At 72.1% G+C, this 14,650-nt stretch carries 12 protein-coding genes; 3 read left to right on the forward strand and 9 right to left on the reverse strand.

Going from position 1 to position 14,650, the window contains the following annotated elements:
* Positions 1–148: 148 nt before the first annotated feature.
* Positions 149–1,483, forward strand: a complete 1,335-nt coding sequence (locus ABT008_RS02630; RefSeq protein WP_350692977.1) for a TrkH family potassium uptake protein — start codon at positions 149–151, stop codon at positions 1,481–1,483.
* Positions 1,473–2,144, forward strand: a complete 672-nt coding sequence (locus ABT008_RS02635; protein ID WP_350692979.1) for a potassium channel family protein — start codon at positions 1,473–1,475, stop codon at positions 2,142–2,144. The genes ABT008_RS02630 and ABT008_RS02635 overlap by 11 nt, the downstream gene beginning before the upstream one ends.
* 2 nt (positions 2,145–2,146) lie before the next feature.
* Here the strand turns inward: ABT008_RS02635 and ABT008_RS02640 are convergent, their stop codons facing one another.
* The 7 genes from ABT008_RS02640 to ABT008_RS02670 form a co-directional block, all read right to left on the reverse strand.
* A complete protein-coding gene (locus ABT008_RS02640; RefSeq protein ID WP_350692981.1) occupies positions 2,147–3,835 on the reverse strand; it encodes a protein kinase domain-containing protein in 1,689 nt (562 codons plus the stop codon).
* Between the two features lie 70 nt (positions 3,836–3,905).
* Positions 3,906–5,459 carry a fused MFS/spermidine synthase gene (locus tag ABT008_RS02645; RefSeq protein ID WP_350692982.1) on the reverse strand — a complete coding sequence of 518 codons (1,554 nt, stop codon included), beginning with the start codon at positions 5,457–5,459 and terminating at the stop codon, positions 3,906–3,908.
* Between the two features lie 36 nt (positions 5,460–5,495).
* Positions 5,496–6,512 carry a coiled-coil domain-containing protein gene (locus tag ABT008_RS02650; protein ID WP_502890325.1) on the reverse strand — a complete coding sequence of 339 codons (1,017 nt, stop codon included), beginning with the start codon at positions 6,510–6,512 and terminating at the stop codon, positions 5,496–5,498.
* A gap of 238 nt (positions 6,513–6,750) precedes the next feature.
* Positions 6,751–7,560: an inositol monophosphatase family protein gene (locus ABT008_RS02655; protein ID WP_350692984.1), complete on the reverse strand. Its 810-nt coding sequence runs from the start codon at positions 7,558–7,560 to the stop codon at positions 6,751–6,753.
* Positions 7,553–8,005, reverse strand: coding sequence for a response regulator (locus ABT008_RS02660; protein ID WP_350692985.1), 453 nt, complete (start codon positions 8,003–8,005; stop codon positions 7,553–7,555). Before ABT008_RS02660 ends, ABT008_RS02655 begins: the two co-directional genes overlap by 8 nt.
* Positions 8,002–9,888, reverse strand: a complete 1,887-nt coding sequence (locus tag ABT008_RS02665) for a sensor histidine kinase (protein ID WP_350692987.1) — start codon at positions 9,886–9,888, stop codon at positions 8,002–8,004. The genes ABT008_RS02660 and ABT008_RS02665 overlap by 4 nt, the downstream gene beginning before the upstream one ends.
* The gene (locus ABT008_RS02670) at positions 9,885–11,135 is read right to left on the reverse strand and encodes a PP2C family protein-serine/threonine phosphatase (protein ID WP_350692988.1); all 1,251 of its coding nucleotides are present in this window, start codon (positions 11,133–11,135) and stop codon (positions 9,885–9,887) included. Before ABT008_RS02670 ends, ABT008_RS02665 begins: the two co-directional genes overlap by 4 nt.
* Positions 11,136–11,292: 157 nt before the next feature.
* On the opposite strand from ABT008_RS02670, the gene ABT008_RS02675 reads away from it, so the two are divergent.
* Positions 11,293–13,671, forward strand: a complete 2,379-nt coding sequence (locus tag ABT008_RS02675; protein ID WP_350692990.1) for a M28 family peptidase — start codon at positions 11,293–11,295, stop codon at positions 13,669–13,671.
* Between the two features lie 71 nt (positions 13,672–13,742).
* Here the strand turns inward: ABT008_RS02675 and ABT008_RS02680 are convergent, their stop codons facing one another.
* Positions 13,743–13,997 (reverse strand): Smr/MutS family protein, encoded by a 255-nt coding sequence (locus tag ABT008_RS02680; RefSeq protein WP_013736060.1) that lies wholly within the window; start codon positions 13,995–13,997, stop codon positions 13,743–13,745.
* Positions 13,998–14,119: 122 nt separating this feature from the next.
* Positions 14,120–14,488, reverse strand: a complete 369-nt coding sequence (locus ABT008_RS02685; RefSeq protein WP_350692992.1) for a tetratricopeptide repeat protein — start codon at positions 14,486–14,488, stop codon at positions 14,120–14,122.
* Between the last annotated feature and the right edge of the window lie 162 nt (positions 14,489–14,650).

Raw genomic sequence — 14,650 nt, forward strand, 5'->3', positions numbered from 1 at the left:
GCGACGGACAGCGGACAGCGGACAGCGGACAGCGGACAGCGGCATACTGCCGCACGGTTGACCGGTGGTTGGTGCGCCTGAGTGTCTGGTGGAAGCTCGGGATCTCGATTCCCACACCCCGAACCGGGCGGAATCGGAAGATTGTCTGGTGCGCCGGTTCCTTCGTCACCCCGTACGGCTGGTGCCGGTCGGCTTCCTGGTGACGATCCTGCTCAGCACCGGCCTGCTGATGCTGGGCCCGATGACGCTCCAGCACCAGGATGCCCCCTTCCTCGTCGCCCTGTTCACCGCCACCTCGGCGGTCTCGGTCACCGGGCTGGCCGTCACCGACACGCCGAACTACTGGTCCGAGACCGGACTGGTGGTGATCACGGTGCTCACCCAGATCGGCGGCATCGGGATCCTGACGCTCGCCGCGCTGGTGGTCCTGACCGTGTCCCGGCGGCTCGGCCTGCGTAACCGATTGCTGGTGCAGGCCGAGACCCTGGAGTACCGGCTCGGCGACGTCCGCCGGCTGCTGATGCACATCGGCGCTACGGTGCTGGCCTGCGAGGCCGTGATGACGGTCCTGGTCACCGCCCGGCTCTGGCTCGGCTACGACTACCCGCTGCCACGGGCGCTCTGGTCGGCGTCCTTCCACTCCATCCAGGCGTTCAACAACTCCGGCTTCTCGCTCTACTCCGATGGACTGCTGGCCTTCGCCCGGGACCCCTGGGTGACCCTGCCGCTGGCCATCGGCTCGATCGTCGGCGGGATGGGCTTCCCGGCGTTGTTTGAGGCGGTCCGGGAGTGGCGGCGGCCGGCGCGTTGGGCGGTGGCCACCAAGCTGACCATCTGGGGCAGCGTCGTGCTGGTGACCGTCGGGTTCGTGATGTTGCTGGCCAGCGAGTGGTCCAACCCGTGGACCATCGGCCAGTACGACATGCCGGGCAAGGTGAACGCCGCGTTCACCCAGATCACGCTCTCCCGTACCGGCGGCTTCGAGGTGATGCCGATCGACCGGTTGCGGGAGGAGAGCTATCCGCTGCTGATCGGGTTGATGTTCGTCGGCGGCGGCAGCGCCAGCACCGCCGGTGGCATCAAGGTCTCCACGTTCTTCCTGCTCGCCTTCATCATGTGGGCGGAGATCCGGGGTGAGCCGGACGTGACGGTCGGGCACCGGCGGATCGCCACGTCGAGCCAGCGCCAGGCGTTGACCGTCACCCTGCTCAGCGTCGCGATGGTGGCCGCCGGCACCAGTGTGTTGATTCTGCTCACCGACGGGTTACCCCTCAACAGCGCGCTGTTCGAGATCACCTCGGCGTTCAGCACCACCGGACTCACGGTCGGGCTGACGTCGTCGCTGGACGACGGCGGAGTGTTCCTGCTGACCGTCCTGATGTACATCGGCCGGGTGGGCCCGCTCACCCTCGGCTCGGCCATCGCCCTGAATACCCGCCGCCGGCTCTACCGCTACCCAGAGGAGCAACCCATTGTCGGCTAGAAAATCCGACGACGAGACCATCGCCGTGATCGGGCTCGGCCGCTTCGGCTGTCACCTGGCCGAGTCGCTCAGCGCCCTCGGGCACGACGTGCTGGCCATCGACCGCAACGCGCAGCAGGTGCAGAAGTGGTCGGCCCAGCTCGATGAGGTGGCCCAGGCCGACGCCACCGACGAGGACGCGTTGCGCCAGCTCGGCGTCGCCGACCTGCAACGCGTGGTGGTGGCCATCGGCGCCTCGGTGCAGGCCAGCGTGTTGACCGTGCTCGCCCTGGTCGAACTCGGCGTACCGCAGATCTGGGCGCGGGCCACCTCCGCGCAGCACGCGAAGATCCTCTCCTCGGTCGGCGCGCAGCACGTGATCTTCCCCGAGGCGGAGACCGGCGAGCGGCTGGCCCACCTGATCGTCAGCCGGATGCTCGACTTCATGGAGTTCGACGACGCGTTCGCCATCGCCAAGCTGCGCGTACCCGAGTCACTGGTGGGGCACGCGGTCAGTGAGGTACGGCTGCTGGACCGCTACGGCGTACGCGTGATCGGGGTCAAACCGCCGGGCGAGAGCCGCTACCGATACGTCTCCGACGGCCTGGAGCTGGTCCGGGACAGCACGGTCATCATCGAGGGGACCATCGAGCACGTACAGCGATTCTCCCTGGTCACCTGAGGTCAGCTCTTCCCCTTGCCGGGCTTGCCCTTCTTCTTCGGCTTGTCCTTGCCGGGCTGCTTGTCCTTGCCGGACTTGTCCTTGCCCGGCTTGTCCTTGCCCGGCTTGTCCTTGCCGGACTTGGTCTTCGTCCCGGCCGGCTTCTTGTCCTGGCCGCTCTTGGCCTTGGTGCCACCGGAGCCGCCCGAACCCTTCGACGTCGTGGTGGTGGCCTTCACCGGCTTGCCGGCGGCCGGTGTGCTGCCAGCGACCCCGGAGACCTGCACCCCGCACCGCGCGTCGCCGACCCGGAATTCCAACGGCAGCGGGTTCGGCCCGGTGTACCGGCCGGTCAGGCTCATCTTCTCGGTGGCGCCCGGTGCCAGCGCCGGCTTCTCCGGCGCCGGCTGCACGGCGACCGACCGCCCCTGCTGGCGCGCCTGTGCCGGGCTCGCCTTGGTCACCTGCTGCTTCCCGGGGAAGGTGAAGCTCATCGTCCAGTCGCGCAGCTCCCGCTCACCGGAGTTGGTCAGGCTCAGCTCGGCGGTGAACTCGGTGCCCGAGTCCGTCCGCAACGCATAGCTGACCTGGCAGGGGATCGTCTGCTCGGTGCCCATCCGGGCCTGGGTGGGCTGGTCGATGCCGCCGCTGGCCGGGCTGCGCGCGGTCAGCGTCCAGACCATCGCGGTCACGCCGATCAACGCGGTGGCGGCCACCGCCGCCTCGATCCGGCGGCGACGGGTCGCGGCGCGGCGGGTACGCAGGCCGGCGAAGGGCAGCGCGCCGGTCGCCGCCGACCAGGGCAGGATCGTGGTGCCGACGCTGGCCAGCAGCATCGGCGCGGCGGGTCGCTCGTCACCGGCCCGCGCGGTCACCTTGCCGACCGCCTCGGCGAGGCACCGGGCCAGTTCGGCGGTGCGCGGCCGGTCCTGCGGGCGCTTTGCCAGGCACCGGTGCACCAGTTCGGCGACACCGTCGGGCAGCCCCGGCACGTCCGGCATCGGCTCGGGATCGCGGTACAGGTGCGCCCGCAACATCTGCGTGGTGGTCTTCGCCTCCCAGGGCAGCCGCCCGGTGAGCATCCGGTAGAGCAGCAGCCCGACCGCGTACACGTCGGTGGCCGGGCTGACCTGGCCGTTGTCGAGCCGTTCCGGGGCGAGGTAGGCGGGCGTGCCGAGCAGGGTGCCGTCCGGTCCCTTCTCGCTCTCTCCGACCAGCGCCGAGATGCCGAAGTCGACGACCTTGACGCCGGTCGGGGTCAGCATCACGTTGCCGGGCGTGACGTCCCGGTGCACCACGCCCCGGGCGTGCGCGGTGGCCAACGCGGAGGCCACCTCCGCCGCCACCGTCACCGCCTCCCGCCAGGGCAGCCGGGCGTCCCGGCGCAGCCGCGCGGTCAGCGGAGCGCCGTCGATGAGCTCCATCACCACGTACGGCACGGTCAGCCCGACCTGCTCGGACTCCCCGTAGTCGTACACGTTGGTGATGTTGGGGTGGCAGAGCCGGGCGGCGGCCTGCGCCTCGATCCGGATCCGGTGCCGGAAGGCCCGGTCGCTGGCCAGCCGGGACGCGAGGACCTTGACCGCCACCTGACGGCCGAGCACCTCGTCGTAGCCGCGCCAGACCACCGACATGCCGCCGGTGCCGACCTGCTCGATCAACCGGTACCGCTCACCGAGCAGTTGCGTGCCCCTGCGTTGGCCACCACCCATGGTGGCCGTTGTTGCCCGACGCGAACCCGCCTACACCTTTCTAATCGGATTCGGTCACGATCTCACCCGATCAGGCGGTCGCGAGCAATTGGTCCACCGGCGCGTAGTCATCGGTCAACACCAGTGCGTCGCCGACGAAGTCGGTCAGGTCGCCGCCGGAGAGCAGGCTGACCGCCTCGTTGCGGTCGTCCAGCCGGGCCCGCACGGCGGCCAACGGCAGCGGCGCGTCCGAGGCGACGATGAGGAAGTTCGCGCCCCGCTCCCCCGCCAGCGCCTCCGGAGGGGCGATCAGCGCCACGTGCCGGAACTCGGCGGCGACGGTGGCGACCTCGCTCCGGATGAAGCGCAGCGGCGGATAGTCGATCACGTTCTGCACGTACACCCCGCCGGGCCGGGTGACCCGCCGCACCTCGGCGGCCATCTCCCGGGTCGCCAGGTGCCACGGCACCACCAGATGCCCGAACGCGTCGCCGACCACGAAGTCCCGCGTGTCGGTGCCCTGCGCGGCCACCAGCATCCGGGCGTCACCCACCTCGGCCCGCAGGTCCGGTCCCTGGCGTACGCCGAGGTGGCGCTCCCCCAGCTCGACCAGCCCGCCGTCGATCTCGAAGACCAGGTTGTCGGTGCCGGGCCGGGTGGCGGTCAGATAGCGCGGCACGGTGAACCCGCCGCCGCCCAGGTGCAACGCGTCGAGCCGCTGCCCCTCCGGTGCCAGCACGTCCGCCACCGCCCCGATCCACCGGGTGTACGCGTACTCCAGGTGGGTCGGGTCGGCGAGGTCGACGTACGAGTGCTGAGCCGAGTTCAGCAGCAGCGTCCGCCCGGTGGACCGGCCGGGATCGGCCTCCACCCGGGCGCAGTGGTACGCCGTCTCCACGTCGCACGGATCCGGGGCCACCACGGTCAGCCCCACGCCGACCAGACCCAGCACCGCCAACGCGGCCTTGGTCCGGGCCGGACCGGGCAGGCTCGCCCGGTCCTGCCGGTGCAGGTACACCCCGAGCGCGATGCCGGTGATGCCGAGCGAGGCGGCCAGCCCGAACAGGATGACCGTGCTGGGCAGCGCGGCGACCAGCACGAAGCCGGTGACCAGGGTGGCCGTCACGGCGCCCAGCGTGCCGATGCCGGAGAGCCGACCGACCACCTGACCGGTCCGGCGCAGGTCGGCGAGCTGAAGCTTGATCACCAGCGGGCTGACCGAGGAGAGCAACATCGCGGGCGCGAACACGGCGACCACCACGAGCAGCAGGATCGCGCTCTCCGCGCCGCCCCGCAGCACCTCACCGGCGTACCGCACCGCCGGCAGGGTGATCGCGGTGGCGATGCCGGAGAGCACCAGCGCGGGCGCCAGCAGCGTACGCGGGTTGCGCCGGTCGGCCAGCCAGCCGCCCGCCCACGCCCCGTACGCGATCGCGGCCAGCGCGATGCCGATGACCGAGCTGGTGACCTGGAGGGTGACCCCCACGTACGGCCCGACCAGGCGCAGCGCGGCGGTCTCCAGGACCAGGACGGCTCCGCTGGAGTAGAAGACCAGGAACGCGGCGAGCCCGTTGGGCAGTGCCCGGGGTGCCTCCGGTTCGGAGGGCACGGCGGGCACCGCCACCTCAGGCGATGGAGAGTTCATCGTGGCGATGGTACGCAGCAGGAGACGGGCAACGGGTCAGTACATCGAGGTGTGAACATGGTTCGTGTGGTCCGCCGCCGGACTGCCGCTGCCGCCGTACGCCCGCCAGCCGGTCCCCGGGTGCCAGATCTGTCGATACCAGATCACGTAGAGGATGCCGAGCCGGTCCGCGTTGCGGACGTGCCAGGCGGCCAGGCTGTCCCCGTACGCCTTGTCTCCGCCGGTGGCCGTGCGGTCCTCGAAGCCATTCGTGGCAGCCGAGAAGTCGCAGGCCCGGCCCTTCGGGTGCTCGCCCGAGCCGCCGCTGCGGTAGCAGGAGACGTGCCGCTTGTAACCGGCGGCCTTGGTCTGGTTGAGCATGTGCAGCGTGCGCGCGGTGATGCAGCCGGAGGTGGTCGGGTCGTTCACCGAGCACGACTCACCGGGCCAGGAGCCGTCGGAGTTGCGTGGCGCCGGGCTGGCCGAGCTGGAGTTGCCGCCGCTGAACCCGCCGCTGCCGCCGGAGCTGACCGCGGCCAGGGCCGTCTCGGCCTCCTTCTTCTTCTTGGCCATCACGGCGAGCTGCTTGCGCTGCTCGCGCACCTCGGCGTTGATCGCGAGCTTGGCCTGCCGGGCCTCCTCGCGGGCCTCGGTCAGCTCGCGCACCCGACGACCGTCCCGCTGGGCCATCATGTCGAGGCTGGCAGCCCGCTGCACGAAGGCCTCCGGGGTGCCGCTGTCCAGCAGCGCGGCCGCCGCGCTCAGCCGACCCACCCGGTAGGACTGCGCGGCCACCTCGCCGACCAGGTCGGTCAGCTCGCCCAGCCGGCCCTCCACGTCGGCCAACTGCGTGGCCATCTGCTTCTGCCGCTTCTCCGAGCCTTCGAGCTTCCGCTTGGCCTCGATGTGCGCCTTGGCGGTCGACTCCAGGGCGTCCCGCAGCTTCTTGCTGCCCCCCTCGTTGGGCTCGGCGTACGCCGGCACGGCACCGAGGCCGAACAGCAGCGCCACTGCGGCGAGCAGGGCGATCAGGGGCCGGAGAACCCGCCGCCCGATGGGCATGGACCTGCGCACGAAAGCATCCTTCCGTCGGCCGCCGGCCCCCGGGGAGGCGCTGCGCGGCGGCGGCCGCCGCCGGCGCCGGTCGGCGGCCTGCTGGCGAAGACCGCCGGTCAGGATACCGGACCGGACCCGCAGAACCACGCCCCCGAACCCCGCACGGGCCGCACCGTCGACACACCGACACCACGCCCTCACGCACCGCATTCGCATTCACGTCGGTCGTGCCGTGCGCGGGCGGTAGACCTGGCGGTCAGGGCGCCAGGAGCGTGTTGTGCACCTCGGTCCAGATCTTGTCGCTGGCGGCCACCAGCAGACCCGGCTCGGTGTCGGCCGGGTGGTAGTCGGTGCCGTCGAGGCGACGGGCCACCCCACCGGCGGCCCGCACCAGCAGTGTGCCGGGGCCGTGGTCCCAGGGCAGGGTGCGCCAGAACAGCACGAACTGCTGCCGCCCGGCGAGCACGTCGAGATACTCGCGCCCGGCGCAGTGCTGGCCCGGCAGCAACTCGCCGATCCGGGAGCCACCGGCCACGACCGTACGCTGGGACGATGCCGGCAGGAACTTGGTCATCGCGGCCCCCCGCAGCTCACCGACCGGTGGCGAGTCGGCGGGCAGACGCACCAACCCACCGTCCAGGTACGCGCCCGCGCCCTCCCGGGCCGTGGCCAGCGTCCCGGCGATCGGGTCGAGGATCCAGGCCGCGCTCGCCCGACCGTCGGTGAGCAGGGCGACCATCAACGCGAACGGAGACTTGCCGGACGCGAAGTTGGCGGTGCCGTCGATCGGGTCGACCAGCCACACCTCGCCCGTGGAACTCAGGTGACGCAGCAGGTCCGGGTCGTCGGCGACCGCCTCCTCACCGACCACCACCGAGCCGGGGCGCAGCCGGCGCAGCCCGGCGCTGATCATGTCCTCGGAGCGGCGGTCCGCGACGGTGACCAGTTCACCGGGGGCCTTCTCGGTCACGTCGGCGGCGTCGAGGTGCCGGAACAGCGGCAGCACCACCCGGTCCGCGGTCTCCCGCAGCAGCCCGGCGACGTCGTCGACCAGGGTGTCAGCCACGCGGCGGCAGCTTCACCACGCTGACGAAGAACTCGTCGATCTGCCGGACCACCGTGATGAACCGTTCGAAGTCCACCGGCTTGGTCACGTACGCGTTGGCGTGCAGTTGGTAGCTGCGCAGTATGTCCTCGTCGGCCTGCGAGGTGGTGAGCACCACGACCGGGATCCGGCAGAGCTGCTCGTCCTTCTTGATCTCCTTCAGCACCTCCCGGCCGTCCCGGCGCGGCAGGTTCAGATCGAGCAGGATCAGGTCCGGCATCTGCGCGTCCGCGTACTCACCCTCGCGGCGCAGGTAGGCCAGCGCCTCGGCGCCGTCGGAGACCACGTTCAGCCGGTTGCGCAGCTTGTGCTCCTCGAACGCCTCCCGGGTCATCAGCACGTCACCCGGGTCGTCCTCGACCAGCAGCACCTCGATCGGGCTGTTGCCGTCAGCCGGCGCGGTCATCTCACCGCCTCCTTCATGCCACCAGTTCCGTTGCCCGATGCCCCGCCCGGGGCCTGCGGTCCACCGTCGTCGGTCGACCCGCCGGTGCGCTGAGCGACACCGGACGAGGGCCGCCCCGCACCCACCTCTTCGCCGACCGTACCGCCGTCACCTGGGGTTTCCGAACCCGATCCGGCTGCGGCACCGCGCGACGACGCGGCGTCGACGCCGGGGACACCGGCCGTCGACGGCCCGTCACCGGGCCGATGCGCCGCCTCCGGCTCGGCCCCATCGGCGTCCGACGCCGCGTCGGCGGCCGATCCGTCCGCGCTGGCGGCGTGCCTGGCGCGCTCGATGTCGGCGGGCAGTGCCGGCAGGGTGAAGCGGATCGCGGTGCCCTCGGGCACGTCCGTGTCCACCCAGACCCGGCCGCCGTGGTACTCGACGATCTTCTTGACGATCGCCAGTCCGATGCCGGTGCCCGGGTACGCGTCCTTGGCGTGCAGCCGCTGGAAGATCACGAAGATCTTCTCGGCGAACTCCGGCTCGATCCCGATGCCGTTGTCCTGGCAGGTGATCTCCCACTCGTCGTCGACCAGCCGGGCCGAGACGTGCACCTTCGGCGTGACGTCCGGGCGGCGGAACTTCACCGAGTTGCTGACCAGGTTCACCAGCAGGTTGGTGAGCAGCGGCTCCTCGCCCCGGATCACCGGCAGGTCGCCCCAGGTCAACTCCGCGTCGGCGTACTGACGGGCCGGTTCGGTCTGCGCGGACACCTCACCCATCAGGCGGTTCAGGTCCACCTCGGTGAACCCGGCGGTGATCCGGCCGATCCGGGAGAACGCCAGCAGGTCGTTGATCAGCCGCTGCATCCGCTGCGCGCCGTCCACCGCGAAGGCGATGTACTGGTCGGCCCGCTCGTCGAGCCGGCCGGCGTACCGCCGCTGGAGCAGTTGGCAGAAGCTGGCCACCTTGCGCAGCGGCTCCTGCAGGTCGTGCGAGGCGACGTAGGCGAACTGCTCCAGGTCACGGTTGGACCGGGTCAGCTCCTCCGCCTGCTTCTGCAACTGGGTGTTGACCCACTCGATCCGCTCCCGCGCCTCGCGTACCTCGGCCAGGTCCGCGGCGATCTTCTGGCGCATCGCGTCCACGTCCTCGCCGAGACGCTGGAACTCCGGCGGGCCGGCACCGGAGATCCGGTGCGAGTAGTCGCCGGTCGCTACCTGGCGGACCTGCCCGGCCAACGCGGTCAGCGGGCGCAGCACCATCCGGTCCAGCGAGAGCAGCAGCGCGATACCGGCCAGCGCGACCACCAGCGCGGCGACGATGAGCAGGACGACGAGCATGTTGCCGGTCCGCTCGACGTCCCGGACCGTCGCCTCCCGGGCGGTGAAGATCTCGTCCTGCAACGCGGCGACCGAGGTGCGTAGCTGGTCGAACCGCTGGCGGCTCTCGTCGGTCAACAGGGCCTGCCCGGCCGCCGTGCCGCTGCTGTTCGTCGTGTCGATCACCGGCTGGGCGACGGTGCGCCGCCACTCCTGCGCCTGCTGCTCGACCACCACGAGGTCCGCGACGATCTCCGGGTACTTGCCGGACAGCTCCCGGATCTCCTGCGCCGTCGCCCGCTCCCGGGCCAACCCCTGCTCGTACGGGGCCAGGTCCTCCAGGTCTCCGGTCACCGCGTACCCGCGTACCCCGGTCTCCTGGTCGAGCAGCGAGTTGAGCATCTCCTGGCCCTGCACCCGCAGCGGCCCGACCTGCAACAGCAGCACGTCGGTGTACTCGCGGTTCTTGGAGGCCACGACGGCCTCCGCCCCCGCCACGCTGAGCAGGATCGCGCCGACCACACCGAGCATCGCCAGCACCCGGCGACGCAGCGTCCACGTACTCGCCGCCAGGTTCATCGGCCACCGCCCCGGGACACCAGTAGCATCGCCACGTCGTCGGCGAACGGGCCACCGTTGAGCTGCTCGGCCCGGCCCACCAGCCAGGCCGGCACCTCGGAGAGCGGAAGTCGGCGGCTGTCCGGCTCGGCGAGCAGGCGAGTGAGGCCGGGCACGTCGAGGCGTTCGTCACCATCGCCCACCCGGCCCTCGATCAGACCGTCGGTGTACATCAACAGGGACCAGTCATCGGTGTCGAACTCCAGGTCGAAGGCGACCGGCCGGCGCGGCCGTACGCCGAGCAACAGACCACCCGGCGCCGGCACGGGCACCACCCGCCCACCGGTGAGCAACACCGGCGGCGGATGGCCCGCCAGGCGTACCGTCGCCCGGTTGGCGGCCAGGTCGAGGCGGACCGCCGCGACCGTGGCGAAGATCTCCTGGAGACGGCGCTCGCTCATCAGCACCTGCTCCAACGCGGGCAGCACCTCGTCGTCGGGCACTCCGGCGAGGACCAACGCGCGCCAGGCCACCCGCAGTTCGACGCCGAGCGCCGCCTCGTCCACCCCGTGTCCGCAGACGTCCCCGACGATCAGGTCGACCCGGTCCGGGCGGGTCTGCACCACGTCGTAGAAGTCCCCGCCGATCAGGGCGGCGTGCCGGCCGGGGCGGTAGAACGTGTGCACCGCGATCTGGTCGGTCGACATCAGCGGCTGGGGCAGCAGGCCGCGCTCCAGACGCGCCGACTCGGCCTGGCGCAGCTCCACCTCGCGCAGCCGGCGGGCGTTCTCGTCGGCCCGCTTGCGTTCCACCGCGTACCGCAGTGCCCGGGTCAGCAGCACCCCGTCCACCTGGCCCTTGACCAGGTAGTCCTGTGCTCCCTCGGCGACCGCCACGATGCCCAGGTGCTCGTCCGAGCGCCCGGTGAGTACGCACACCGCCGCGCTGCCGGACATCTCCAGCACCTGCCGCAGCCCGTCCAGCCCCTGCGCGTCGGGCAGCCCCAGGTCGAGCAGGACGCAGTCGACCCCGGCGATGCGGTTGCGGGCCTCGCGCAGGCTCGTCGCGACCAGCAGGTCGATTCCCGAGTTCGTCTCGGCGAGCAGTTCGCCCACGAGGAAGGCGTCCGCCTCGTCGTCCTCGACCAGCAGCACCCGGAGTCGCTCGCCGGGCGGCAGGTTGGGATTGCCCCCGAGACCACCCTGCGGATACGGCCACGACACGACGGAGGGACCGGTCATACCGGTCCCCCGGTGCGGCCGGGTCACCGCCGCCACGGGCGGGAGGTCGTTGGCGATGTCGGGCTCCTTCCGAGTGCCCTGCTGATCCTGTATTAGACAACGTTCGCACACAACACGAGGGGGCGGCCCGGCCCGGCATGGAGGATGATGTCCACCCCAGGTCCCACCCTTCGAGGAGCCACCCGTGGGCGCACCCCCCAGCCCCGCCGCCGACCGTGCCCTCTCCCGACCGGCCCGGCGGCCCCTGGCCGCGCTCGCGGCACTCGTCGCGCTGGTCGCCGTCGGCACCACCGCGCTGCTCGACATCCGGCCCCCGGCACCCCGTCCGACGGACGCGGCGGCGGACGCGTTCAGCGCCGGACGGGCGTACGCGCACGTGCAGCAGGTGGCGAGTCGGCCGCACGTGGCGGGCAGCCCGGCCAACGACGAGGTCCGCGCCCACCTGGAGACGGTGCTGCGCGGTCTCGGTCTGCAGACCGAGGTGCAGGACACGGTCGCCGAAGAGGCCGGTCAGCTCAGCGGAGCGGCGGGCGGGGCCACCCTGGCCCGGGTCCGCAACGTGGTGGCCCGACTGCCCGGCACCGCCTCCACCGGCACGGTGTTCCTGGTCGCCCACTACGACGCGGTGCAGACCGGCCCGGGCGGCAACGACGACGGCGCCGGTGTGGGCACCATCCTGGAGGTGGCCCGCGCCCTGACCGACGGCCCCGCCCCACGCAACGACATCGTGTTCGTGCTCACCGACGCCGAGGAGGCGTGCCTCTGCGGGGCGTCGGCCTTCGCCACCGAGCACCCGCTCGCGGCCGGCAAGGGCGTGGTGCTCAACCTGGAGGCGCGCGGACGCACCGGGCCGGTGATCATGTTCGAGACGTCGCCCCGGAACGCCGCACTGGTCGACGTCTTCGGTCGGGCCGCACCCCATCCGGTGGGCACCTCGTTCGCCGTGGAGGTCTACCGGGCGCTGCCCAACGACACCGACTTCACCGCCTTCCTCGACGCCGACTTCGTCGGGCTGAACTCGGCGTACCTCGACGGCGGGGCGATCTATCACACCCCGCTGGACACCCCCGAGTCGATGGACCGGGCCAGCCTCCAGCACCACGGCGACAACACGCTGGGACTCGCCCGCGAGTTCGGCACGATCGACCTCGGTGACCTGCGAGCCGGCCACGACGCCACCTACTTCCCGGTGCCGGGCGGGCTGGTCCGCTACCCCGGCACGCTGGTGCTGCCGCTGGCACTGCTGGCGCTGGCGGCCGTCGTCGTCCTCGGCTGGCTGGCCCGCCGCCGGGGCCGGGTCACCACCGGTCGGCTGGCCGCCGGCTTCGCGCTGGGGCTGGTACCGATCGTGGTCGCGCCGGTCGGCGCACAACTGCTCTGGGCGGCGGTCACCGCCCTGCGGCCCGGGTACGCCGAACTGCTCGACCCGTACCGGCCGACCCTCTATCGACTCGCCGTGCTGGCGCTCGCCGCCGCCGTCCTGTTCACCTGGTACGCGCTCACCCGTCGCCGGGTCGGCCCCGCCGCGCTGGCCGTCGGCGGCCTCGGCTGGCTGGCGCTGCTCGGCGTACTCCTCGCCGTCCTGGTGCCCGGCGGGGCGTACCTGGCGACGCTGCCCGCGCTGGCCGGCGCGCTCGCCGGCCTGGTCGCGGTCGCCACCCGGCGGGACGGCCCGGTGCCGGTGGTCGCGGTCACCCTCGGCGCGGCGGTGGCGGTGATCGTGCTGCTGCCCACCGTGGTGCTGCTCTTTCCGGCGCTCGGCATGGGCATGGGCGGCGTGGCCGCCCTCTTCGCCGTGCTGCTCGGCCTGGCCGCGCTGCCGGTCGTGGACCTGCTGCATCCGGAGGCCGGCGGACAGCGCGGCATGGTGGCGCTGCGGGCCCGCCGGCTCGGCGCCCTGCCGGCCGGTGCCGCCGCGCTGGCCACCGTGGTCCTCGCCGGCACCGGTTTCGCCGTCGACCGGTTCGACGCCGCGCACCCGGTGCCCACCCACCTGATGTACGCCCTGGACACCGACTCCGGGACGGCCCGCTGGCTCAGTCACGAGTCGACCCCGCAACCCTGGACCGGCGAGTACGTGGACGGGCCGGTCCGGATCGCCGACGAGTTCCCCGGCATCGGCGCCGAGGAACTGCTCGCCGGCCCGGCCCAGGCGGCGGACCTGCCCGCGCCCCGGCTGGAGGTGCTCGCCGACACCGGCACCGCCGACGAGCGCACCCTGCGGCTACGACTCACCCCGCAGCGCCCGGTACGCCTGACCACCCTGCACGTGGACACGTCCACCGCGACGGTCCGCAACGCTGCGGTGGCCGGGCGGCCGGTGCCGGTCGAGGTGCGCGACGGCCGGTGGGGTTTCGGGGTGGTCTTCCACGCCCCGCCACCGGAGGGCATCGAGATCACGCTGACCGTCGCGCCGAAGGCCCCGCAGGTCGCGTTCCGCGCAATGGACGCCAGCGACGGTCTCGACGCGGTACCCGGTTTCCGGCCCCGCCCGCCGGACGTCGGCGTCGCCGGCTCACACAGCTCCGAGATGCTCGCCGTGGCCCGCACCTATCCGCTGTGAGCGGGCGCCCGGCCGGTGGGCCGGGCGCCCGCTGGTGCGGTCCGGGCGCCCGCTGGTGCGCCGTGTCGGGACTATTTCCAGCGGAAGTGCACGAAGAGGCGGCCGAAGTTCTTGGAGTCCTTCTCGACCCGGTGGTAGAGCTGCTTGACGTCCTTCTGGTCGAGGAAGCGCAGCACCCGCTTCTTGAGCTGGCCGGAGCCCTTGCCCGGGATGATCTCGACCAGGGTGGCCTTCTTCGCCACCGCCTCGTCCATGATCCCGCGCAGCGCCCGGTCGATGTCGTGGCCCTTGTTGAAGATGTCGTGCAGGTCCAGCTTCAGCTTCATGCCCCGTCCACCGTCCGGTCGGCTCCCATACGGCCATCGTAGGCACGTCCCCGGCAGGGCCCGGAGACGACGAGAGGGCGGCCCGTGGGCCGCCCTCTCGTCGTCGTGTCGCGTACGCCGCCTCAGCGGCCGCCGCCGACCCGGGTCTCGACCCGCCGCAGCGCGGTCGTGTAGTCGTCGTTGGCGGAGTGCATGGCCGCCGCGATGCGCAGGTGCCGCAGCGCGTCGGTGTAGCGGTTCAGCCGCTCCAGCGTCCGGCCCAGCACGTGGTGGGCGTAGTGGTCGCTGGGGTTACGGTCGATCAACTCCTGCAACTGCTCCTCGGCCCGCCGGAGCTGGGCCGACTGGAAGTACGCCCGGGCCAGCAACTGGCGGACGGCGGAGTTGTCGGGCTCGGCCTCGACGATCGGTTCGAGCAGCCGGGCCGCTCCGCTCGGGTCGCCCGACTCGAAGAACAGGGTCGCCCGCCGGTACTCAGCCAGAAGATCCATCTCGGCCCACCCCCTAGTTCGCACCACTGCCCTGACGCTCGCACAACACCGGCGGGCGCGCGAGTGTTCCCGGGCGCTTGCGGGCGGAGCCGGGTGTTCCCGGGCGCTTGCGGGCGGAGCCGGGTGTTCCCGGGCGCTTGCGGGCGGAGCCGGGTGTTCACG

The organism is Micromonospora sp. NPDC002389 (genome assembly GCF_040296095.1).
Lineage (GTDB): Bacteria > Actinomycetota > Actinomycetes > Mycobacteriales > Micromonosporaceae > Micromonospora.